Source organism: Bacillus sp. 2205SS5-2 (assembly GCF_037024155.1).
In the GTDB taxonomy this organism is placed as follows: Bacteria; Bacillota; Bacilli; order Bacillales; family Bacillaceae_K; genus Bacillus_CI.
Genome location: NZ_JAYKTS010000035.1, coordinates 12,856 through 35,109 on the forward strand (window position 1 = coordinate 12,856; position 22,254 = coordinate 35,109).

Below are 22,254 nucleotides of genomic sequence, written 5' to 3' on the forward strand. Positions count from 1 at the left end.
ATTGTGATAAAATCTCTTTATATTTACAAGGAAGAAATTAATAATAATAAAAAGTAGATATTCGATTATCAATTAAGGGTAGTCACTTGGGGAGTCGATGTAAAAGACATCTTATATCTTATACCCTACAATGAAATGAAGAGAACTACATATGAGGGGTTGTTTAAAATAAGATTACTAGAGATTGTTATGCTACTTTTCGTCCTATTTAGTTTAAGTGTTTTATTTAATAATAAGCTGGGAAGGTTGAGGCTCGTACAATATGTTCCTATCCTTTCAGTGATTATTCTTATAGTACACCTATTTATTGAAGGCGTAAGGTGGCAGTTTTATCCTGTTTATTTCATTATCATTCTACAATCCGTAACACTAGTTATAAGGTTACGAAAAGGTTCGAGTTTTATTAGCAATAAGAAGCGAAAGCGTATTGTTATCGTCTATACAGCGATAAGTATTAGTTTAACAGCTATTTTTTCTTATGCTTTTCCTGTGAATAAAATTCCAATTCCAACTGGAGATAATAATATTGGAACGATATCCTTTGATGTGATCGACCAAAAACGAAAGGAACGTTATGGTGGTGATTTGTCGGATAATAGAAAAATAAAATTACAAATTTGGTACCCTGCTGAAAAAATTGATGGGTATGAAGTAGTTCCGTGGTTAGAGGACGGGCGAGCAATAGCTGAAGGTGTCGCAAATATGATGGGGTTTCCTGACTTTGTTTTACGTCATACTTCTTTAATAAAATCTAACTCTTACAGCAATGCACCAATCAGTCTTTTTAAAGAGCAGTATCCCGTTATTCTTCTGTCGCATGGCTGGACGGGCTTTAGAAATATTCACACGGATGTGGCAGAGTTATTAGCGAGTAATGGCTATATCGTTGTTGGAATTGATCATACATATGGTTCAGCTGTCACGGTGTTTAATGACGGGGAAGTAGCGTATGTTAATGAAGATGCTTTACCTGATCGCGAAGAGACGCCGAATTTTTTAGATTATGCTAATACATTAGTTTCAACGTTTGCTGGTGATATTTTCGCCACTCTTGCTCAATTAAAAGAGTTAAATGAAGGTGAAATCCACTCGCAATTTAAAGGTAAATTAGACTTATCAAATATTGGTATTATCGGTCATTCTACTGGCGGTGGAGCGGCGGTGAAAACAGCACTCCATGATAACCGAATTAAAGCATTAATTGGGATGGATGCGTGGGTTGAACCAGTAGAAGAGAAAGAGCTCGAGGGCGGCCTAAACATCCCAAGCTTGTTTTTAAGAAGTGGTGAATGGGAGCAAGGCTTTAATAACGAAAATTTATTTTTGTTATTAAATAAGAGTAGATCCCCCGTTGAATTATATCAAATAAACGGTACCCATCATCAAGATTTCTCGATGATTTATATGTATTCACCTCTAAGCAAATATTTTAGCATAACAGGAAAGCGAGATGGGCGAGAAGCTGCGACTATTCAACACGATTTTATCCTGACTTTTTTTGAACACCATTTTAATAATCAAGAAAATAACAATGTTGCCAAGCAATATGATGATATTCAGAACATATTTAGTAATAAAAATTAATATTCGATGCCTGTCACTTTTCGATTTATCGTTTTTGTGTTTAGTCGAACTTGGACAGGTCTAGCTATTTGTTTTATACTGAATAGAAATTATTGTAATTCAGTTTAGTCATAAAAATGTGTATTCTAGGAACGGTAAACGAAGGAATTCAGAATTTAAGAGAAGATTATGTCCAAAGGTAAAAGCAAAATGTTTAGATCGATAAAAATAGTCTTCGGTTAACGCTGAGCTATGCAATTCCTAGCTTAGTCGCTTGGTGGATATTGAAGTATGTTCGAGGATCTTGATAATGAATTCTAACTAGAATAAGGTGAGTTTGTTGAAACTGTTTAAAAACAACTTCCATAAAAAGTCATATTATAGTGTTATGTTCGTTGCGATAGTCATTATGTTTATCGGATTAGTCGTGGATAATCCAAGAAAAAACGCATATGATCTAGGTTACTTATCCAATGTGGTGATTTTTATTGTTTTTTCTGTGTGTTTACTATTTTATCCCAAGTATGAAACCCGGTTTTTCAGAGTGATAATTATCTTAATGGCAATGGGATATTTTAATATCTTATTTTATGTGTATCCACAAACCTCGTCTACGTTTATCTTTCTTTGGCTCATTCCCGCACTACCTATTTTATTTTTTGATAAAAAATTATTTTATTATACATTTTTTCTGAATGCCGTTCTTGTTTCTATTACGTTCGGTTATATCCTATTTATTGATAAGGGACAAAATTTTTCCCATATTAACATTGATATTACCGGCAATATCATTAATTTTGTTGGCAGTCAGATTATACTCTATTATATTTTCTTCTTAACAAATGTCCAGATGGAAAATCAGCGAGAATATTTTGAAGAGGCTCAAAATGCTGAGCGTTTAAAGACGACGGGTCAGTTAGCTGCCGCTGTCGCTCATGAAATAAGAAATCCGCTTACTGTAGTAAAAGGCTTTCTCCAATTCTACGTAGAATTAGAGGATTTTAACCAAAAAAACAAACGGAATTTTTCATTAATGATCGATGAATTGGATGCAGCGGAACAGGTCATTTCTCAATTCCTGTCTATTTCCAAACCAGATAAAGAAAAAAAGCTAGATACAGTGGAGGTAAAGAGCGTACTAGATGACGTAACGGAATTACTGAAAACATATGGGTTAGTTAACAACAACCCTATTCAATTGGAAGTTCAAGCGAATAGCTATGTATCCATCAATTCGCTTGAATTCAAACAACTTCTCATCAATTTAATTAAAAATGCCATTGAAGCGTCCCCTCACGGACGTGCTGTTATCGTCCAGGTAAAGAGGACTAGAGATGGAGTGAGTATTCTTGTGATGGATAGAGGTTCCGGTATGTCAGAGGAAGAATTAGCTAGCTTAGGGACCCCTTTTTATTCTTTGAAAAGTAAAGGGACAGGCCTTGGGTTAATGATTTGTTATAACATCGTTGAAAAATACAATGGAAAGATTCAGTTTGTAAGTGTTGAAGGGGAAGGAACCACTGTCACACTCCAGTTTCCATTTGCTGAGGAATAAAGATAATTATGTGTCTCTTTAGAGCATATAAACCTGGATTCTTACAAATAAGGATTTTCTAGTTTGTAATCCTATTAAAAATATCCACTCTATTACAAAGAGAGGATATTTTTTGTAATGAAATAGATCACCTTCACACCTTTTATTACTTCAACTATTAATACTGCCAGAGCAGTGACTGGCTCTTAATAATGGTTGTTTATCAGAGTGGATAACGTACGCTTGCAAACAGAAACCATTATTAAGTAGCATGAAGTACATTATTAAAAGTAAGAATATTTAGAAAAATAATGAAATTATTTTAATAAAATCATATAATGAAATATAGTACATTAGTATGTTGTCTAACTTACTATCACAATATTCTAGATTAATTGAAAAAAGGTGGCACTCATTTGAAAAAATTAATGAAATGGCTTGTCTATGTGGTAGGGTTTTCTATTCTTTCTCTTGTGTTATTTTTAGCCTATATGACCATTACAGAGGAAATCCCTGAAGCTGTTATTAAGTTGGAAGTTGACAATAACAACCAAAAGGTATTGAAGCAAGGAGAACCGTTTAGTACGACAATTTTTAATATTGGATATGGGGGATTGGATAAGGATCAAGATTTTTTTATGGATGGAGGAAAAGGATCAGGTTCGAGTAGTAAGAAACAAACGTTAACCAATCTTGAAAATGCTCAAACTTTCTTGCAAAAAACCGATTCCGATTTTGTACTCATACAAGAAATAGATGTTAAATCTAAAAGGTCCAATGACACGAATCAAGTAGCCATGTTTAATGAAGGTTTAGAAGGCTATGGTTCAACCTTCGCGACTAATTATAATACTCCGTGGGTACCAGTTCCGATTCTAAAACCAATGGGCTATGCCGATAGTGGGATGAGTTCCTTTTCTAAGTATAAGGTAGAGGATTCTACGAGATATCAGCTACCTGGAAGAGAAAAATGGCCTGTACAACTGTTTGAATTAGATCGGGCCATTGTTGAATCCAAAATACCAGTTGATAATGGCAAATATTTAAGAATGGTTAACGTTTATTTGTCCGCATACGACAAGGGCGGGGAAATAAGAGCTCAACAGGTCGTTTTCTTAAAAGAATATATGAATGAACACTACAAAAATGGCGATTATGTCGTTTTAGGTGGTGATTGGAATCAGCTTCTGTCTGATGTTCAATTAAAAGACCCCAAATTCATGAAGGAATGGCCTGAATGGCTTGTAGAATTGCCAGAGGATTTTACTGATGGTGGGTTTCAATGGGCGGTTGATCCTACGGTTTGGACTGTTCGTGATAACGTTAAACCGTTTGTGGCCGGAGAAAATTTTGTAACCATCATTGATGGATTTTTAGTGTCACCGAATATCGAAATTGTAGATGTAACAGGACATGATCTAGGCTTTGAACATAGCGACCATAACCCTGTTACTGCTATATTGGAGTTAAAATAATCCGGATTTAATTTGAAGCGGTCGCTCCCCAAGTTCATTAGTTAGATAAGAAATTTCCAACCATGTTTCAAGAATTCACGCATGACTTCCATCATCTACTTTTTGTGTATTTTTTGCTTCGTGCTAACCTTAATGTTGATGGGGTGAGATCTACCTATGTCCCATTTTTAAGTAAAATTGAAAAAGCTGAGGATATGAGGTTCGTTCATCCTCAGCTTCTTTTGTGGATAATATAGGATTTAAGAGGGGAGCAAGTAGTTTACTCATTGATTTATGTAGATTACTCTCTTGTGCCGAAGCACTTTCCTATTACTTATTGTACATAGTTTATAGGTAACATACGACTAAACTTTTCTGTCTACTGCATGCGGAGGTTGCTCTAACCATTTTTCATTTATAGTTAAAAGTAAACCATGTCCATAGTACTTCTTCATATCTTTTGAAATTTTATTGATTTTAATTTGAATGTCGGATCTTAAACTAGTGGCCATTGCCTGATTGATCATTGTAAAACAGAACATGCCTAGGCAAGTATTAACAAAAAACAGCATAATCTTATCGGTAAATGGTGATAGTTCTACATCAAAAATTTTAAAAGCACCGGATGCTGAAATGGGAATATTTTCTTCTTCAAAAATTTCTTGAAGTGAATCTATTATTTTTTCGAGTTCATTTCTTCCTTTGCTGAAATGTTTTTTTATGTCCTTAGTAGTAGCTAATTTACAAAAAATAACAAAAACCATTTTTGAAAACTGTGCTCTATGAATAATTCTAGTTAAGTTAGCAATTTCAGCCGTATTTAGAGGTCTTGAATCACCAACGGATCCATTAAGATATTTCAGGCTATCGACAAAATCCACCCCATTCTCAATAGCTATTTGCGGAGGCTTCAGATAGAGTCCTTCTGTTAGCATTAAGTCTGTAAGTTCATTCTGAATCATAATGGAAAATTCTATATTCACTTGAAAATGATTTCGAACGTCTTTCCTTGTACAGTCTGATATTGCACTTGGATAAGTACTCATCGACAGCATCGTTAAATCATGGCATAAATACAAAATAAAAGTATCAGAAAATACTTTATTTTCTCCAACGCGCACGTCATCTTCAGTAAAACCCAGTGGAATAGTAAGATTTTCTTTGGTAAGTATCGCGGTAGTTTCTTCAAGATTTTTTTGAGATTGAGTGACCATTTTTTCTACCACTTTTATTACATTTGCATCTTCTGTAGTGGAGAGAAAGTAATCGAAAAACCGTTTTTCCATACTGCTCTTTAAATAAGATGCCCAAATACTTGATATTTCAGTAGCTGTTAACCCAACGAGAGGTTTATCGGTTCTTAAATTAAGCATAGTTATCACTCCTTTTCCTTATTGTTCCTTTTAGAGGAAACTTTATTACAATACCAAAGTGACTGATGGGAAGCAGGCGAGAATAGTATTATTTTTGCGAAGGTATATAGAGACAATGGAGCAATAGAGGAAAAGAGGGAGGATTCAAAAACTGAATCCTCCCTCTTTTTTTGAATTATTGTCTTCCTAAGTTGCCAATGGCTTATGCTAATTGTTTCTTGTATTTTGGTTATTTTAGCAAGGCTGTTTTCGCAATGTTTGTGGTTTTCGAATCAGTTTATTATCTAAGTTATAGCTGGATCCGTCTATTTTCAGGGAAATCACCAGTTAAATGGAAGATCTAATAAAAAGTCAGATGAAATAGCCACAATGCATACGAAAAGAGCCATTTGAATAAACGTAAAGTGCGTAAATTGCATGATTTCAGCCTCATGTTTCTAACGATGAGAGTTTTCATTTCTAGATAAGGAGTAAGAAATATCACGAAAAAGCATACTGCCCGCTTTTTGTGAGAGAAACCAGAAGTTTACGAAGAGACCCCTTGTTTTTTATCTAAAAAGTAGCTTAAGAAAGTTAGCAGACTTGCACAGATGGCAAGAATTCCCCCGACCCAGGTTATGTTCATTAATTCTCCTTGATGGTAGACAAGCCCTCCCAATGCGGATCCCATCGCAATCCCGACGTTGCTCGCCACTGGCATTAAGGAAGCTGCTAATCCGGTTGCTTTTGGCTGGTAGGTGCCAGCAAGGTCGATTAAGTAAATCTGGGTTGAAGTTGTTAAGAGGATACCCATTAATGACATTAAGCCAATGTTAACCAATCCTAACGTGAAATGATTGGTTGTCCAGAATAAACCGAACAGCACGAAGGCTTGGGCGAGAAAAACAAACCTTAAGCGTCCGATGGCATTGTGACTGGCAATTTTACCGGCAAGAATATTGCTGAAAATCGCGATAAATCCGTAACCAAACAAGATGATACTGATGGAATGATTAGGAGCACCCATCCCCTCTAAAATGGGAACGAGATACGTAAATACGGCATATGTTCCACTAAATCCGAGGGCGGGAATGAAAAAGGCAATCAAGATGCGGGGATGGGTTAATAATGAAAACTGATCTCGCATCGAACTACGTATTTGGCTAAGATTCTTAGGTAAGACAAGAAAACAAGAAATAAAAGCAAGTGCCCCCAATAAAGTGGTGAGCATAAACGTAGCATTCCACCCGAACCAACTAGCGATAACCGTGCCTATAGGGACCCCCGCAACATTGGCGAGGGTGAAACCACCGAACACGAAGGATATTGCAATCCCTCGTTTAGTAATAGGCATTGTCTCGCTAGCTACAATCATAGCTAGCGAGATGAGCACCCCTGTTACAATCGCAGTCATCATTCGTAGTCCAAGCAGGACGGTGTAGCTTGCCGTCACCGCAGATAATGCATTCAAGATGGTGAAGGCACCGATCAAATACAACATCCACTTTCGCTTCGGAAAATGACTGGTGGTAGACATGACAATTGGAGTTGCAATGGCAAATGTAATCGCAAACGCAGAGACGAGTGTCCCTGCTTTAGGGTTGGTTATATTAAGTCCCGAAGATATTTCGGATAAGATTCCAACGATAACAAATTCGCTTGTCCCGAGCACGAAAGTTAATAAAGCTAGTGTCAAGATGAGCACCCAGTGTCTCGTCGTTAATTTTGTATTGTGCATAAGTCCCTCTTTTCTTAGGTGAATAGATCTAATTCTCTTGGTAGATAAGCAATTTATTAATCATACCATAGATCATTTTGCTATAGTAAATCTTCATTTGACTAAGGTATCTGTTATTCTCTTGATAAAAAAACTATACTATCTCCATTTCAAACGAATCACTACGACCGTCCCCGCTAATTCAATTTATCGTTTTCTAATCCAACTTCCGTAAAATGCAACTGATTTTTGGTCGAGGTTAAGTAATGTAAGCTTGATGAAAATTTGTAAAAAGTTTGGGGATATTAAGGATAATCTCCCCAAACAACTGAGTATTAAGGAAAAATAGGAGAAAAAGTTCATTCTGGATAAATTTAGATTAATTGTACAAAATAACTGAGCGAAAAGGAGGTGAGAGAATGCCAAACCTTAATGATAATAAATTCAAAAAGATTCAGTCTGAAAGTCAGAAGCAAGGGAAGTCTCAAGAGGAATATGCTGCTGAGCTTGAAAGAAATAAAATGAACAGTCAAAAAAGAAAGTAACCTCTTCAAGACGATGAGAAAAAGAGTTCAAGTTCCTTACATAGTTATTTATCAATGGGATTTGGATCTAAGAAAAGCGATGTCTACTTAAAACGTAGACATCGCTTTTCTTAAGCGACCAAATGAGTAGAGGTTCCATTATTCTAAGACCTTACTATTTTCCTAGTTCGTAGTTCACTTTGAACCTTAACCCTTCGCACTTGCGGTGGGGTGGGTATTCTTCGCATGCAAGGATGGAAGTTGTAGCAGCGCGTATAGGGTATTCGTTTCTAATTCTTTTTTTACTCTCAAATCATCCTTCATAGTATCACCCACTGCATAATAAAACTAACTGTCCGAACAGACAGTTAGTTTTATTATGTGTTTAACTGAAAAAGCCTAAAATAAAAAAACTGATACGGCTGTCACCAAAAAACTCCTTGAAATCGCATGTTTTTCGTAGCTTTAAAATATCCATTTCAATTAGCCGTTTAGTTAATGGGTGGCTGCTAAAAGGATAAACATCATTAGAAGTGAACCAACGGATAAGCTTCCTTTTATGAAGGGTTAGGCTAGCGAGGGGGTCGCTAAGAATAATGTCGTTTCAATGATTGAATATAAAAAATAGGTTAAAAGAATTATAAAAAGTGTTGTGGGCGATAAGCTGGATTGATCAATCAGCTCTTCTGTCATTCAAGGGTGTTTGCTTAGTCTGCAATCAATTTCTATAAAATCTTTGCTCATTTTCATGAATGGGAATAGGTGAATATTGGTCATCTCTAGAACATCGTAGACGACAAAAAAGGAGAGAATCTTTGTTCATCTCCTTTAAGAAATTTTTACTCCTCTTTCAAAATGATTCATATCGGTTAATTCTAAAATGTATTCGTAGTTCATCAGGGACCGTTGAAGATTTGCAATTTCTTCTGATGGTAAACTAGGGACCTTCATTTTATTCAATACTTCTTGCTTCAAAACTTCTAGCTTTTCTTTTGTCACTTCGTATTCCATGTACAGCATCCTTTCTTACTTTTGAATGATTTGCAGTTTGTATCAGCAAAAATTAAATGAAATAAGAAGGGTTTATCTATAGTATAGGGAATTTAATTAGACTATAATGTGATAATTTGTGAAACTTATCAAAACTTTTGTGATTATTTTCACATAATTAATGTACTTCTATGCACCGCTTCACACTCTTTGTTTACCCCATATTTCTAGATCTTATCAAACTCGCACCTCAGTCAATGCTTCAAGCCAGATAAATGTAATCCACAAACCCAATGAATATTTCCGCGATTTTTCGTTTGAAAAAATTGAAGTTCACTCACGTAGATGATAGGCAAAGAAACGAAGGACATAGATAATGAAACTAGTTCCTAGGCTATCGGTTTTGGCCCTACAAAGTAGCCTGTAACTTCTAACATAAATCTAATTTAATCTTTAAACGCAATCCATAATATGAATGAGCAGCGGTTAATTTCAGCCGCTGCTCTTTTTAGTAGGCTCTATAGTTTAATTATAGATGAAATCCTCCATTTTGCTGTTGATACCTGTCAAAACTAAACGAAAAGATGCTCCGAAACAAAGAAATATCACCGTTTATAGACGGATTCGAAAAGCCACAATCTTTGCGAAAACAGCATGATAGGATTGTTTATTTTACCGTGATGACCATTGTGAGTCCGCTTTTTGTTTTCGACCAGGAAGTACCTTCCACAAAAACTTAGCTACTGGATTCGTGAAGTTATACTGCTTCCCATTATCAACAATGAAATGTTTTCCGTCACAATGTACATCTTTTTTCCCTAAGCTAACTGCAAGTGCGCATTCGCCACCGTATTCTGGTTTAGTATTATTCATAAAATTTATATCCTCCTAAAATAATGATGAAGTTGATTCTATCTGTTTTATTCAGTGCTGTTTGTCGTTACTGTAAATAGGCATTTAATGTATCTTCTAAAAAGCTAGTCCAACCGTGGTTATGATTTTCAGCAGCTTCTTGACTAGGGAGATCAGAGTGGGAGATGATAACGTCTGTATTCTCCCCTTGTTCTAAAAACTCAACCGTTACTTTGGTTAAAGGGAATTCGTTATCCTGATCAATCCATTTCCAAGTAAAGACAAGTTTTTCATAGGGGATAATCTCTTGGTATTGACCTGCTACGACGTGTAATTCGCCATTTGGAGCAAGCATATTAAATTTATATCTTCCGTTTACTTCAAGGTTCATCTCAACAATGGTGGTTTTAAAACCAGCTGGACCCCACCACTTTTCTAATTCTTCTGGCCTTGTCCAAGCACGATAAACTCTTTCAATATTCACAAGAAACGTTTTACTAAGTTGTAACGTGAAGTCATGAGGGTTATTCTTCGTGATCATGTTCATTTCCTCCTAATTCGTAATCAGTATTCAATAACTAGTATTCTAAACTGGATAACGGAGTATCCCTAAATCGCTTCAGACTGTTTACGTAACGCGAAGGATTATTGAGTGCAATGTATTGAAGGGGTTCAAATTTATATCTTCCTACTTTGCTATTCTTGACTAACCTGGTGATATCTAAAAACTTCAGATGCTATAGTGTTTTTTCCTTATGATAGTCGTTTGAAAATGGCTTTTTCCGTATTTTTTGTTGCGGATGGATCTGCTAAATCAAAAGGTTTGATAAAGTTAATCGATATAATAGTTAACCGTGTAGTTAACTATATGATAATTTATATTGAAATGCAACTATTTTTAAAACAAATTGATGCTTGTTTAGTAAGTAGATTACAAAAATTGATGAAGTAAAATGTTTAATCTACCCTCACATTTAACTAATTTCTGAACGAATCTCTATAATAATAGCTGTGCATATACTAACTGTAATGGCGAATCCCATAATCATCATGGTCATGCGTAAGTCCCCCTTCTTTTTGAATTGAATCGTTTTTTCAGTTGTTTAAATACGGTGCTTGGAAAATTTATAATATAGCGATCTAGCCCGATTCGGCCTGCACTAGTAGCAAAGAGAACAAGAAGAACATGAAGTATCAACATCCGCAAATCCAATGATGATTGAAAGGTCATCAGAAATGAGAAATTCATTAGCGCCCCCATCATTGCAGAGAAGCGAGTAAATATTCCAATCAACAAAGCAATTCCGACACTGAGTTCACCTACGGTTACTAAAAATTCAAATAGGTTTGTATTTTGCAAGACAAATAGATTCATAAATTCTGCCCACCAGCTTGGTAAATTTCCACTATTTACTTGAGCTTCTAGCATGGCGGTTATATCAAAGTCAAAAATTAATTTACTTTCTGCATTGGTTAGCCATGTATAACTGAGATAGATTCTAATAACTAAAAATACCCAGGCTAATACTAAACTATTTTTCAAAAATGTTTTCATATAAGTTGTCCTCCTAAATAAGTAGTAATCTTTTTGTGAAATTAATCACAATAAATAACGAAATGTAGCTCCTATCCCGTTGAATGGAAAAGGATCACATAGTTGGGCCCTCCAAGTGATGAACGAATAACAGTCTCTTCAGTCCCTGAGTGTTGAAACTAGTCTTTCCTTTTACCCTATGTGTGATTGAATTCACAAAGTGTGGTAAAAAAAGAGAAAGGAACATCTAGTCCAATTGGTTAACCCCATGAAGTTAATTAATTTCTTGTAATCAGATTGTACACAATGTTTAATAGATTGTAAAAGAAAATGCTCATGAATGTTGAAAAGCTCTCTTGTTCAACCGGTTATTCTAATACTTAATAGTAGACGAACCAACCTTTAAGGCGATAACCTTTGTTGGAATTTAAGTGAAGATATTTAAAAAAGGCTATTTTCGCAAAGATTGTGGCTTTTCGAACCAGAAAAGATTCCTTGATATGACTACACTACGGGTCATCTTTTCGTATCAATCGGTAGATAAGTTTAGAAAAAAGGACGATTTTGATACAGAATTTCATCTTTGAGCAACAATTAATACGAAAAGAGCTTTAAAAAAAGAGAGAGACATTCTATGCAATGACAACCTCTATATCCTTACTCCAAGCCTCATTTTATAAGAACTATTGTATTTATTAGGCTGTTTTGGCAAAGGTTGTGGCTTTTTGCATATGCTCAGTTTCTTTAATATCACTACTCTAAGGGCTATATTTTCGTATAATCTGGAAGGTGAATTTAAAAAAATGAACGATTTTCATGCAGAATTTCTTCTTAAAGTAACAATTAATACGAAAAGAGCCATTTAATAAAGGCTCTTTTTGTATATACTGTGGCTATTTCACTGTTGATTTTCATCAAAAATAGACGAAAGGATGCCCGAAACAAAGCTATATCAACGTGTATAGACTGGTTCGATAAGCCACAAACTTTGCGAAAACAGCCAGTAATAATCGGAGAAGTGATGGAATTGCTCACCATTCCTTAGGTTGATAATCAAGGTCTTGAAATAGTTTTCTTTTTTCCTTCTTCGTCAAGTCACGCCATTGTCCAACAGGGAGATTTCCCAAGTGAATATTCATAATACGCGTTCGCTGCAAGCGGAAAACATCATAACCTAATTCTGCACACATCCGACGAATTTGACGATTTAGGCCTTGGGTTAAAATGATTTGAAAATCAAATTTAGATAGTTGCTTCACTTCACAAGGAAGGGTTTTTGTACCTAAAATGTCGACTCCTTCACTCATTTTTTTCAAAAATTCAGGTGTTATCGGCTTATCGACGGATACGTTGTATTCTTTTTCATGCTGATTCTCCGCTCGAAGAATTTCATTGACGATATCACCGTCGTTAGTGAGAAGAATAAGTCCATCAGAATCTTTATCAAGACGTCCAATATTGAAAATACGTAAAGGGTGATTGACTAGATCAACGATGTTTCCTTTGACATTTTTTTCAGTTGTACTCGTAATGCCAATGGGTTTATTAAGGGCGATATACACGTAGTTTTTCGCCATATAAATCTGGTCACCACTGACTCGAACATCATCACCAGGGTGAACCTGGCTTCCGATTTCGGCTACTTTACCGTTGATCGTGACTCTGCCTTCTGTAATCAGGCGATCTGCACCTCGCCTAGAGGCCTTTCCTGATTCGCTAATAAATTTGTTGATACGCACAGTAATTTCACACCCTTATTCGATAAGTTGTAGCTTTAAGGATACCCAAATCCCTTTCTCTTTTCAAGAATTTCTCTCGTTGGTTACAAGAGTACAATAAAGTGAGGATGATTCCTAAAAAAATAAAATGTTAGATTGAGTAATGTCAGCTATCAAGGTATGGTAATAGAAATAGATATATTTCGGTGAAAGGGGGAGAATATTGAGTGAAAAAGACACTTTTGTTTAGTGGAACGGTGTTATTGGCATTCATTAGCCTAATGTTTGTATTTGATTGGTTCTCTGGTGGTGAAGATATTGATTCGGAGCCTGTTTCGGTAGATTGGCAGGAAGAGGGTTTGGTTGGGGAGGAAGACCTTTTTGCAAAACTCGAACAGCAGTTAGGTACAAAGTTTTTTGCTGAAGACGAAATTTCTCAGGCAAATGAGGCAGTCATTGAAGTGGATGAAGATCAGCTATTAACGGTTTATGAAATCAACAAAGAGACCATTCAACATCCCTATCTTGAGAAGGTAGACGAGCGCTTGGAAGTGCTTCAAGAGGATAGCGATTCTCAACAACTGTTGTGGGAGATGTTTCGTACTCTGATTCCGCCGAGTAATCGAAAATATATTGGAGAATTTGGTTTCTACACTGATGGACCGGATGAAACCTTGGCATATGTTGAACAATTAGAGGATGACCCGGCGAAATGGGCCGTTTATATTGATCAGCAAGATGGTAAAAACCTTTCGTCGATTTTTGCTACGATGATACATGAATATGCTCACATACTCAGCTTAAATGAGGAGCAAATTGAGGTGAACGAAGAGGCTTTCTTCTATGGCGATGAGGATTTAATAGAGGAACTCAGAATGGCCTGTTCAACGCTCTATCTAGAAGAAGGATGTTTAAGGGAGGATGCGTACCTCAACCACTTCTATGGAGTATTTTGGAAGGAACAACTTCAAGCTCAATGGGAAGATGAAGTCGATCAGGAAGATGATGATTCGGTTTTTGCTTTTTATGAGCAGTATGAAAATCAATTTGTGAATGACTATGCTGCTACGAGTGTGGCTGAGGACTTTGCAGAAACCTTTGCCTATTTTGTACTGCAGCCGAAGTCGACAAATGATCGTAAGGAAAAGATTTTATTTTTCTATGAATATCCAGAGCTAGTTCAATTAAGAGAACAAATTCTCAATGGAATTCAACAGTTTCTTTCTAAAGAATCATAGAAAGTCGAGAGTTTACCTAAATATATAAGTGATGAAGGAGAAGATCATAATGCAAACCATTCAAAACATCGGGGAACGATTTTGGTATATGACCCCTGTAAGTGAAACCGATCGCCCTATTCTTGGTATGGTGATTGGCGATGAAAAAACGCTGATGATTGATGCTGGAAATTCAACAGCACATGCACAAGCTTTTTTAGACATGTTAGCAAAAAAACAAGTGAAAGAACCACAGATCATTGCATTAACCCACTGGCACTGGGATCATATCTTTGGTCTATCATTTTTCACCGAGCCGGTATCAATGGCTTCTTTCGAAACGAAAAAGGGAATGGAAAAAATGGTTTCGTATTCATGGTCAGATGAGGCAATAGATCAACGAGTAGAAGAGGGAACTGAGATAGAGTTTTGTGCTAAGGCCATAAAACAAGAATTTGTAGCTCATCGCGATATTACAATAAATCTTCCAACTGTAACGTTTCAAAATCGTCTAGAGATTGATCTTGGAGGTTTAACTTGTGTATTACAAGAGGTTGGTGGAGATCACGCTCACGATTCCGTTGTAGTATATATTAAAGAAGAAAAAATCCTGTTTTTAGGAGATTGTATATATCCTGATATATTTTCTAGCAAAACAAATTATACTGTGGAAAAAACATTGAAGCTTTTATCGATTCTAGAGAGTTTTGATGCCGAAAGCTATATTCTTTCTCACTCGGGGGTCCTGACTAAAGTTGAGTTTCAAGAAGAGGTACTTCGATTAAAAACTCTTGCATCCCTTACCGATTCTTTTCAGGGTGAGAGGAGTAAGATTACTGAAATGTACGAAAAGGAACTCAATCGAAAAGTGAATGAAGAAGAAGCAGAAGCAATTGGCTATTTTGTGAATGGATACAAGAACAACTAGACTTTTCAAGGATTGCACTCCTCAAACGTAGAGATTAGAGTTGCCACGATTGTAGCTGGCAGTAAGTGAAAGCATAAAGCTCTGTTTTTTAAAGTCTGTTCGAAAAAAGGATTGCTATTAGGGGAAGGAAAAGTAGCTACTACCGGCTTCCTCTAGGTGTTAGAAGTAATAGTGAATACGAAGGACTCTTTTCGTATTCATTGGTGTGACTTAGTCGGTTATTAAATTGACCCGAGCCTCAAGCCACTGTAGCTCGATCCGTCTATTTTTAGGGAATTTAACAGTGAAATGGAAGATTTAATCAAAAATATGATGAAATAGCCACATTGTATACAAAAAGAGCCTAGTGAGAATAGAAATGAGGATAAATAGTGGAAAAAAAAATTAGCCATTTCCCTATCAAACCATCTAAAAAATCAGATAACCGTGGTGAACTCCTACTATGAAATCAAGAAGCTAGATATTAATGGAGGCACAGTTTCTAGCTTTCATCAATGGGCGAATGGAAAACCATTTGTGGGAGGGTACACAGTAACAAAGCTAGGAGGAAATACGGTTCATATTTTGCTCATCGATTGGCATCGTAATGATAATTATTATCTAGTGATTTATGCCGAAAACAAAGCGACTACTCTAGCAGAAATACATCAAATTGAAGAGCAAGAGAGCCAAAGATTTTTGAAGTGGAGATATAATCCCTTAAAGCGGGACGGGAAAAACCCATATCGAAAAGCCTATTTTAAACAATTATTTGGCGATACGCTTGTAAATATCAATATTCCCTCTAACATAAATGAAGTCGATTCTTTTCTCACTCAATTGTTCAAACTGTGTGAGAATCGTAGTAAAGCAGACCAAATTGTTGATAAATTTCCCTATTAATGCACTAAAAAACCCCTCGTCCACTTCATTTTGGACGGGGGTTTTTGCAAAAATAATATTATTTTATACCTTTCATAAAGAGCTGAATCTTAGGTGAAAGTAAGTAAAGAATGATACTTAAGAGAATAGAAGCTCCACCAATTACACCGAAATAAAGCATTTCTGTTTCAGGTGTATAAAATTTCGCAATTTGGGCGTTAAGAGCTTGAGCCGCTGCATTGGATAGAAACCATAAGCTCATTGTTTGAGACGAGAACGCTGCTGGAGCTAATTTTGTTGTCGCAGATAGCCCAACGGGGGATAAACATAGCTCCCCAAGGACAACAATGAAATAGCTCAAAACAAGCCAGAGTGGATTAACTAGCGTACCTTCTCCGCTAAGATAAACCGGTAGTAAAATCACTAAAAATGATAATCCAGCAAACAATAGCCCTAACGAGAATTTCTTAGGAACAGAGGGTTGTTTGTCTCCTAGCTTCACCCATAACCAAGCAAATACAGGGGCTAGTGCAATAATAAATAACGGATTTAATGATTGAAACCATGCAGGTGAAATGGTTAATCCTGCAAATTCTAATTGAGTTCGTTTATCTGCATACCCGGCTAGAATTGTTGAACCTTGCTCTTGAATCGCCCAAAACATTACAGATGCAATGAAAAGGGGGATATAAGCAATAATTCTTGAACGCTCCACTAGTGTTGTTTTAGGACTACGATACATTGTCACAAAATATAGTGTCGGAATGACAAAGCCTAGTATCCCAACTAGTGCAATAAACGCTTCAAAAGTTAGCCAACCACGTGGGATAGTGATAAACAGCGTAATGGCTAATATCACAAGGAAAATAGCTAAATACTTAATATAGCTTCTTTTCTCTGTAGGTGACAATGGGTTTGAAATCGTTGTTCCAGCAAGTCCTAGGCTTTTCTTTTTTGTTAACATAAAAACGACAAGACCAAGGAACATTCCAACGGCTGCGATTCCAAAGCCTAAATGGAAATTGTACTTCATACCGACAGTTCCAACCACAAGGGGAGCAAGGAAAGCTCCAAGGTTGATACCCATGTAAAAAATACTAAAACCGGCATCGCGTCGATGATCTCTTTCACTATACATTTCACCAACGATACTCGATACATTTGGTTTTAATAACCCAGTACCAATAATAATGAAGAACATAGAAAGGAAGAACATAGTGATACTTCCTGGTACAGCAAGGACGATGTGACCGATCATAATGAGGATTCCACCATAGAAAACAGCTTTAGACGTCCCAAATACGCGATCGGCGAGCCAACCGCCTATGATTCCAGACATGTAAACTAATGCTCCATAAATAGACATGATGGCGTAGGCAGTATTTTGATCAATACCTAGTCCACCTTTAGATACTTCATAGTACATATAAAATACAAGAATAGCTCTCATACCATAGTAGGAAAACCGCTCCCAAAATTCGGTGAAGAATAGTGTGAAAAGTCCTTTAGGGTGTCCGAAAAACCCTATTTGAGGCACACTATCAACAATTTTCTGTTTATTTACTGTAGTCATAATTGACCTCCTTAATCATTCTAATATAATACTTGTAATATAAATGGTTGTCAAAAGTAGTTGGTTTATTTGAATTTAATGAATATTGGTAATTTATTTAACGGTAAAAGTATTATATTAAAATAATTTAAAGAACAAAAACACTAGATTCTCTATCATGAACTTACGAATAAAATGGTAGGAAAATGATTGAGGCAATATCTTATAGTAGTTCAAATAGAATCTACTAATAATAATGTAGTTATTTCACGAAATTTGAAAGTTGTGAGGAAAGATTAGACAGAAATAATGCTTTTATGACAAAAATATGAAAAATGAGAAAGACATGTTATCTGTGTGTTTGAAATCTTTTATTTTTATGTATTTGGGACAGGTAACAATCAAATTTTCGAGACTCAGAGATGGTTTTTTCATTTGTAGAAAATAATTGAAGAAGTATTGAAGTTACCAGATAGCCTGCTCTGCATATGGACGTATAGGTATTAATCAGCCTTCTCACTCCACTAAATAAGATAAAATGTATTTTCTTACAAAGTGAAGAGTTGAGTTCACCTAAGAGGATCAAGATGTATGTTTTATTGAAGCAAATAAAACGTATACAAATATGTATACAAGTAAACAAAAATGTAAACATGTGTTCAAAAAATGTACACATGTACACAATCAAGAGTAAATCTGTATACAAAAGCGTACACATCCCGTCATATCAACATGTACACGCATTTCGTTTACATATATACAATAAGAGTAAACATGTATACAAAAACATACACAAGTAAACAAGTGTACAAATATATATACATGTATACAAAAATTATGTAGATTAATATTTTTAGTTAGACAAAAAATGTCATTGACCATATCCCTTTCTCTTTTGTACGCTTATATTAACACTAAGTATTTAAAATAATCAGTTTTTTTAGAAAGGGATGGTATAGTGGTTCACTCACGAATCGCAGCAGTTGATGTAGGAAATGATTCTCTCAAAGGTATTTTTGGAAAGCTAGACACGTCAATAAATATTCCAAATGTCATTGCTAGAGATATAGAAGATCGCCCGATTATTGGAATAGAAGAATTAAATCAACAAGACCCCCTTGATGGAATTCATATTAGGGTTCACTCTCCTGCATTAAAAGAAAATAATGCAATTTATCGGGTGGGGAATTTAGCTACAAAAAGTATTAGTCCTGCAGAGCTTGATCCCGGAAGTTTTAAATCTGAAGAAGATCAAACTTTGATTTTACTATTTGCTTCAATTGCCTTTGATGCTGTGAAGGCAAATGAATTTAAAATGAAAAATAAAGTGATAGAAGCTAACTATACCTTAGGAACAGGTCTACCCCTTCGAGAAGTTAAGGAAGGAAAAGATGTTGGTTATCGCGCTCGCTTACTTGGAGCTGTCCACCAGGTTGAGTTTCTTGTTACACCAAAATACCAAGGTATTAAAGTAAACATAAGATTTGATGATGTAAAGATCTACCCGGAAGGATTTGCGGCTTTTATTAATTTGGTGATGGACCATAATTTAAACATTATTAACAAGGATTTAATTGATAAACGAATTGTAATTCAGGATATTGGGGGTCTTTCAACCGATATTGCTGTCATCAAAAATCGAAAAGTAGATGATGATAAAGCACAAGGTTATAATCTTGGTGTGACGGAAGCGCTAGAGCAAATTCGGGAGGAAATTCGCCGTCATCACGGGGTAGAATTAGACAGTCGCCGTGATGTGGTAGAAATTATCACGAAGAAAACGGACCGAAATCATATTATGGTAAAAGGAAGTCGGACAAGTGTCCATGATATTGTCGACCGAATTTTAATGGAACTGGCTAAAAAGCAATATCGTCATCTCCGTAATACATGGCAAAGAAACTCCCAAACAGAAATTGGTTATTTCATTGGTGGTGGGTCGACTGTATTGAAAGATTATATAAAAACGTTAAACAATAATTTGGATGGTTACAATATCGACTTTTTTGAGGACGAAAAGGAAAGTATTTGGATGATGGTAAATGCCTACCACAAATTAATCTCTGATTATGCCCGTCGTCAGGAAAAAACAGATGAAAAATTAGTCAAAAATAAATAAGGTGATGATATGAATAGAGGGCAGCCGATTACTTTTCGTATTCCTCCAAGTACGCCTGATCATATTTTGAAATACTTAGAAAAACTTAAAGAAAAAGAGAGACGAAACTTTTCTAGCACAATTGCTGAGATTGTCATTAGAGGTATTGGACAATCAGTCGCCATTGAAAAAGAGACAATCACAATTATCTTGCCTAAAAGTTTAAGTAAAGTTGAAAAAGATTGGCTGAAGCATGAGCATTCTGAAGCATTGTTGGGAAATATCGTTTACCAACTGCTAACAAATCCAGTGAGAACATCATCCATTTTAACAGCTATAACAGGAGAATATTCACAAGAAGATGAGGTTGCTTCTACCGAAGAGCCAGACACAAGTATGAGAGGAATCCAGAAAAAACGACTAGTACGACAAGCTAAAACACGGATTATTCCTCTTTCTGAAGAGGATTTAGCAGAATTTGAATGGGATAATGAACCAGTAGAAGAAGTTCAAGAAGATCAAGAAGATCAGGAAGTCGAAGAAAGCATGGAAAGCTTGCTGGGTGATTTTTTGTCACAAATGAATAAATAAAGGCTCTTTTCGTATACATTGTGGCTATTTCATCTGATTTTTGACTAAATCCTCCATTTTGCTGTTGATTTACATCAAAAATAGGTGGATCTAGCTGCAGTGGCTAGCTGCTATGGGACAAATAACATCCAACTCCAAAGGTCAGGACCTTCTCCGTTGGATAACATTTGCCTGCCGTCCCTGGGCAGCCACTTCCGCTTTTCGTAAATGATGCCCCGAAACGAAGATACATCACCGTTTATAGACTGATTCGAAAAGGAACAAACTTTGCTAAAACAGCCTAAAAAAAGAAGCCAAGGACCTATTTGTAGTAGGTTCTTGGTTTCTTTTTTTCTATATGGTATTTTTGGTATAGTTTGTCGCAAATGAATATGATTATTGACCGAATACCTCTATCTTTTATGGGTACGGTCTAAAAATAGACGAAAAGATGCTCCGAAATCTTCCTTATTTACAGCGAATATACTATTGTGAAATAAGCTTTTTATCAGGATCTTTTTTTGGGGGCCACAGATTTTTTTGGCATGATTTTTCTCGAGGTCATAAAAGCGTTTTTGAGAGGTGTGAATATACAACATTTTCAGTTTGAATACAATATAATAAGAAAATAAAAGCGTGAAATAAAATAAAAGGGAGAATCATCATGTTCACAACGGCCCTACTTGTTACTATTTTTCTAGTATTGTTCATCATTTTATTCATTCGACTGTATCCACCTCTAGGGAGGAAAGCTTCAAAGGGAATTCTCAGCTTTTCCAAGCAGAACGTCAAGGGTAAGTTTGTAAATGAAACATCGACTTCTATGAAGATGAGCGCAAAGGAGTCGCTCCAACTGTTAAGAAATTATGCTAAACGCTCACAAGATCGTAGACCAAAGGAGGCAATTCCAGTGGAACCGCTGTGGTTAACGGACGATGAGGCTCCAAGAGTAGCCTGGTTTGGTCATTCTGCAGTTTTAATAGAACTAGAGGGCAAAAGAATCTTTGTAGACCCTATGTTAGGGAAGGCACCCACTCCATTTCCTTTATTTTCAAATAATCGCTATAGTGAGAAATTACCACTTACTATTGAAGAGCTTCCGTTAATAGATTTTGTGCTATTTTCTCATGATCACTATGATCATTTAGATTATCATACGGTAAAGAAGCTTAAGGATAAGGTGGGGAAATTCTATGTACCACTAGGGTTAGGAAGCCATTTAATTCATTGGGGTGTAGAAGAAAATAAAATTATTGAAATGGATTGGTGGGAACAAATTCAACAGGATCAACTTACATTTGTTTGCACACCGGCAAGACATTTTTCTGGTAGAAGTATTAATGATCGAGATAGGTCGCTGTGGTGTTCTTGGGTGATGAAAGGGCAAAGCAGCAATCTTTTTTTTAGTGGTGATAGCGGCTATGGCCCTCACTTTGCTGAAATTGGAGAAAGATATGGTCCATTTGACCTTACGATGATGGAATGTGGCCAATACGATGAGAGATGGTCAGCCATTCATATGACACCAGAGGAAACTGTTCAAGCTCAAGTGGATGTTCAAGGCAAACGATTGATTCCAATTCATTGGGGGGCTTTTACTTTATCTCTTCACGCTTGGACGGACCCAATTGACCGAGTAACGCAAGAAGCCGAAAGAAGAAATGTAGTGGTAGCGACACCTAAAATAGGGAAGTGGTGCGGATTGACAGAGAGGATTATCCCAATTCTCTCTGGTGGAAATGAGAAAATTGACTGTTGTTTTGAGAAATTTCGTAAAAATTAAAAAACCT

The 22,254-nt window shown here is 36.1% G+C and carries 17 protein-coding genes and 1 pseudogene; 10 read left to right on the plus strand and 8 right to left on the minus strand.

Going from position 1 to position 22,254, the window contains the following annotated elements; translation table 11 throughout:
• Positions 1 to 159 precede the first annotated feature (159 nt).
• The 3 genes from U8D43_RS17945 (at position 160) to U8D43_RS17955 (ending at position 4,572) form a co-directional block, all read left to right on the plus strand.
• The gene (locus tag U8D43_RS17945; RefSeq protein ID WP_335872555.1) at positions 160 to 1,584 is read left to right on the plus strand and encodes an alpha/beta hydrolase; all 1,425 of its coding nucleotides are present in this window, start codon (positions 160 to 162) and stop codon (positions 1,582 to 1,584) included.
• 319 nt (positions 1,585 to 1,903) lie between these two features.
• A complete protein-coding gene (locus tag U8D43_RS17950; RefSeq protein WP_335872556.1) occupies positions 1,904 to 3,118 on the plus strand; it encodes an ATP-binding protein in 1,215 nt (404 codons plus the stop codon).
• A gap of 395 nt (positions 3,119 to 3,513) precedes the next feature.
• Entirely contained in the window at positions 3,514 to 4,572 is a 1,059-nt protein-coding gene (locus U8D43_RS17955; protein WP_335872557.1) for an endonuclease/exonuclease/phosphatase family protein, read from the plus strand.
• Positions 4,573 to 4,916: 344 nt separating this feature from the next.
• Here the strand turns inward: U8D43_RS17955 and U8D43_RS17960 are convergent, their stop codons facing one another.
• Positions 4,917 to 5,924: a DUF3231 family protein gene (locus U8D43_RS17960; protein WP_335872558.1), complete on the minus strand. Its 1,008-nt coding sequence runs from the start codon at positions 5,922 to 5,924 to the stop codon at positions 4,917 to 4,919.
• 526 nt (positions 5,925 to 6,450) lie between these two features.
• Positions 6,451 to 7,641 carry an MFS transporter gene (locus U8D43_RS17965; RefSeq protein ID WP_335872559.1) on the minus strand — a complete coding sequence of 397 codons (1,191 nt, stop codon included), beginning with the start codon at positions 7,639 to 7,641 and terminating at the stop codon, positions 6,451 to 6,453.
• A 398-nt stretch (positions 7,642 to 8,039) separates the two neighbouring features.
• On the opposite strand from U8D43_RS17965, the gene U8D43_RS17970 reads away from it, so the two are divergent.
• On the plus strand, positions 8,040 to 8,165 hold the full coding sequence (locus tag U8D43_RS17970; RefSeq protein ID WP_335872560.1) for a hypothetical protein: 126 nt from the start codon (positions 8,040 to 8,042) through the stop codon (positions 8,163 to 8,165).
• Between the two features lie 807 nt (positions 8,166 to 8,972).
• Here the strand turns inward: U8D43_RS17970 and U8D43_RS17975 are convergent.
• From U8D43_RS17975 to rluF, 5 genes are all read right to left on the minus strand, one after another.
• Complete coding sequence (locus tag U8D43_RS17975) at positions 8,973 to 9,155, minus strand: DUF3896 family protein (protein WP_335872561.1); 183 nt, start codon at positions 9,153 to 9,155, stop codon at positions 8,973 to 8,975.
• 651 nt (positions 9,156 to 9,806) lie between these two features.
• Positions 9,807 to 10,007, minus strand: a complete 201-nt coding sequence (locus tag U8D43_RS17980; RefSeq protein WP_335872562.1) for a hypothetical protein — start codon at positions 10,005 to 10,007, stop codon at positions 9,807 to 9,809.
• A gap of 67 nt (positions 10,008 to 10,074) precedes the next feature.
• Positions 10,075 to 10,527: an SRPBCC family protein gene (locus tag U8D43_RS17985; protein WP_335872563.1), complete on the minus strand. Its 453-nt coding sequence runs from the start codon at positions 10,525 to 10,527 to the stop codon at positions 10,075 to 10,077.
• A 513-nt stretch (positions 10,528 to 11,040) separates the two neighbouring features.
• Positions 11,041 to 11,541, minus strand: coding sequence for a DoxX family protein (locus tag U8D43_RS17990; protein WP_335872564.1), 501 nt, complete (start codon positions 11,539 to 11,541; stop codon positions 11,041 to 11,043).
• Between the two features lie 1,010 nt (positions 11,542 to 12,551).
• Positions 12,552 to 13,259, minus strand: a complete 708-nt coding sequence (rluF, locus tag U8D43_RS17995) for a 23S rRNA pseudouridine(2604) synthase RluF (RefSeq protein ID WP_335872565.1) — start codon at positions 13,257 to 13,259, stop codon at positions 12,552 to 12,554.
• A 206-nt stretch (positions 13,260 to 13,465) separates the two neighbouring features.
• On the opposite strand from rluF, the gene U8D43_RS18000 reads away from it, so the two are divergent.
• The 3 genes from U8D43_RS18000 to U8D43_RS18010 all read left to right on the plus strand — a co-directional run bounded on the left by U8D43_RS18000 (position 13,466) and on the right by U8D43_RS18010 (position 16,265).
• Positions 13,466 to 14,476: a hypothetical protein gene (locus U8D43_RS18000; protein ID WP_335872566.1), complete on the plus strand. Its 1,011-nt coding sequence runs from the start codon at positions 13,466 to 13,468 to the stop codon at positions 14,474 to 14,476.
• 49 nt (positions 14,477 to 14,525) lie between these two features.
• Positions 14,526 to 15,383 (plus strand): MBL fold metallo-hydrolase, encoded by an 858-nt coding sequence (locus U8D43_RS18005; RefSeq protein WP_335872567.1) that lies wholly within the window; start codon positions 14,526 to 14,528, stop codon positions 15,381 to 15,383.
• A gap of 429 nt (positions 15,384 to 15,812) precedes the next feature.
• Complete coding sequence (locus U8D43_RS18010; protein WP_335872568.1) at positions 15,813 to 16,265, plus strand: hypothetical protein; 453 nt, start codon at positions 15,813 to 15,815, stop codon at positions 16,263 to 16,265.
• A gap of 58 nt (positions 16,266 to 16,323) precedes the next feature.
• Here the strand turns inward: U8D43_RS18010 and U8D43_RS18015 are convergent, their stop codons facing one another.
• Positions 16,324 to 17,817, minus strand: coding sequence for a peptide MFS transporter (locus tag U8D43_RS18015; protein WP_335872569.1), 1,494 nt, complete (start codon positions 17,815 to 17,817; stop codon positions 16,324 to 16,326).
• A 937-nt stretch (positions 17,818 to 18,754) separates the two neighbouring features.
• Here U8D43_RS18015 and U8D43_RS18020 point away from each other — a divergent pair.
• The 3 genes and pseudogenes from U8D43_RS18020 to U8D43_RS18030 all read left to right on the plus strand — a co-directional run bounded on the left by U8D43_RS18020 (position 18,755) and on the right by U8D43_RS18030 (position 22,207).
• The gene (locus U8D43_RS18020; protein ID WP_335872570.1) at positions 18,755 to 19,915 is read left to right on the plus strand and encodes an Alp7A family actin-like protein; all 1,161 of its coding nucleotides are present in this window, start codon (positions 18,755 to 18,757) and stop codon (positions 19,913 to 19,915) included.
• A 9-nt stretch (positions 19,916 to 19,924) separates the two neighbouring features.
• Positions 19,925 to 20,485, plus strand: coding sequence for a hypothetical protein (locus tag U8D43_RS18025; protein ID WP_335872571.1), 561 nt, complete (start codon positions 19,925 to 19,927; stop codon positions 20,483 to 20,485).
• Positions 20,486 to 21,287: 802 nt separating this feature from the next.
• Positions 21,288 to 22,207, plus strand: a pseudogene (locus U8D43_RS18030) (MBL fold metallo-hydrolase).
• Positions 22,208 to 22,254 lie beyond the last annotated feature (47 nt).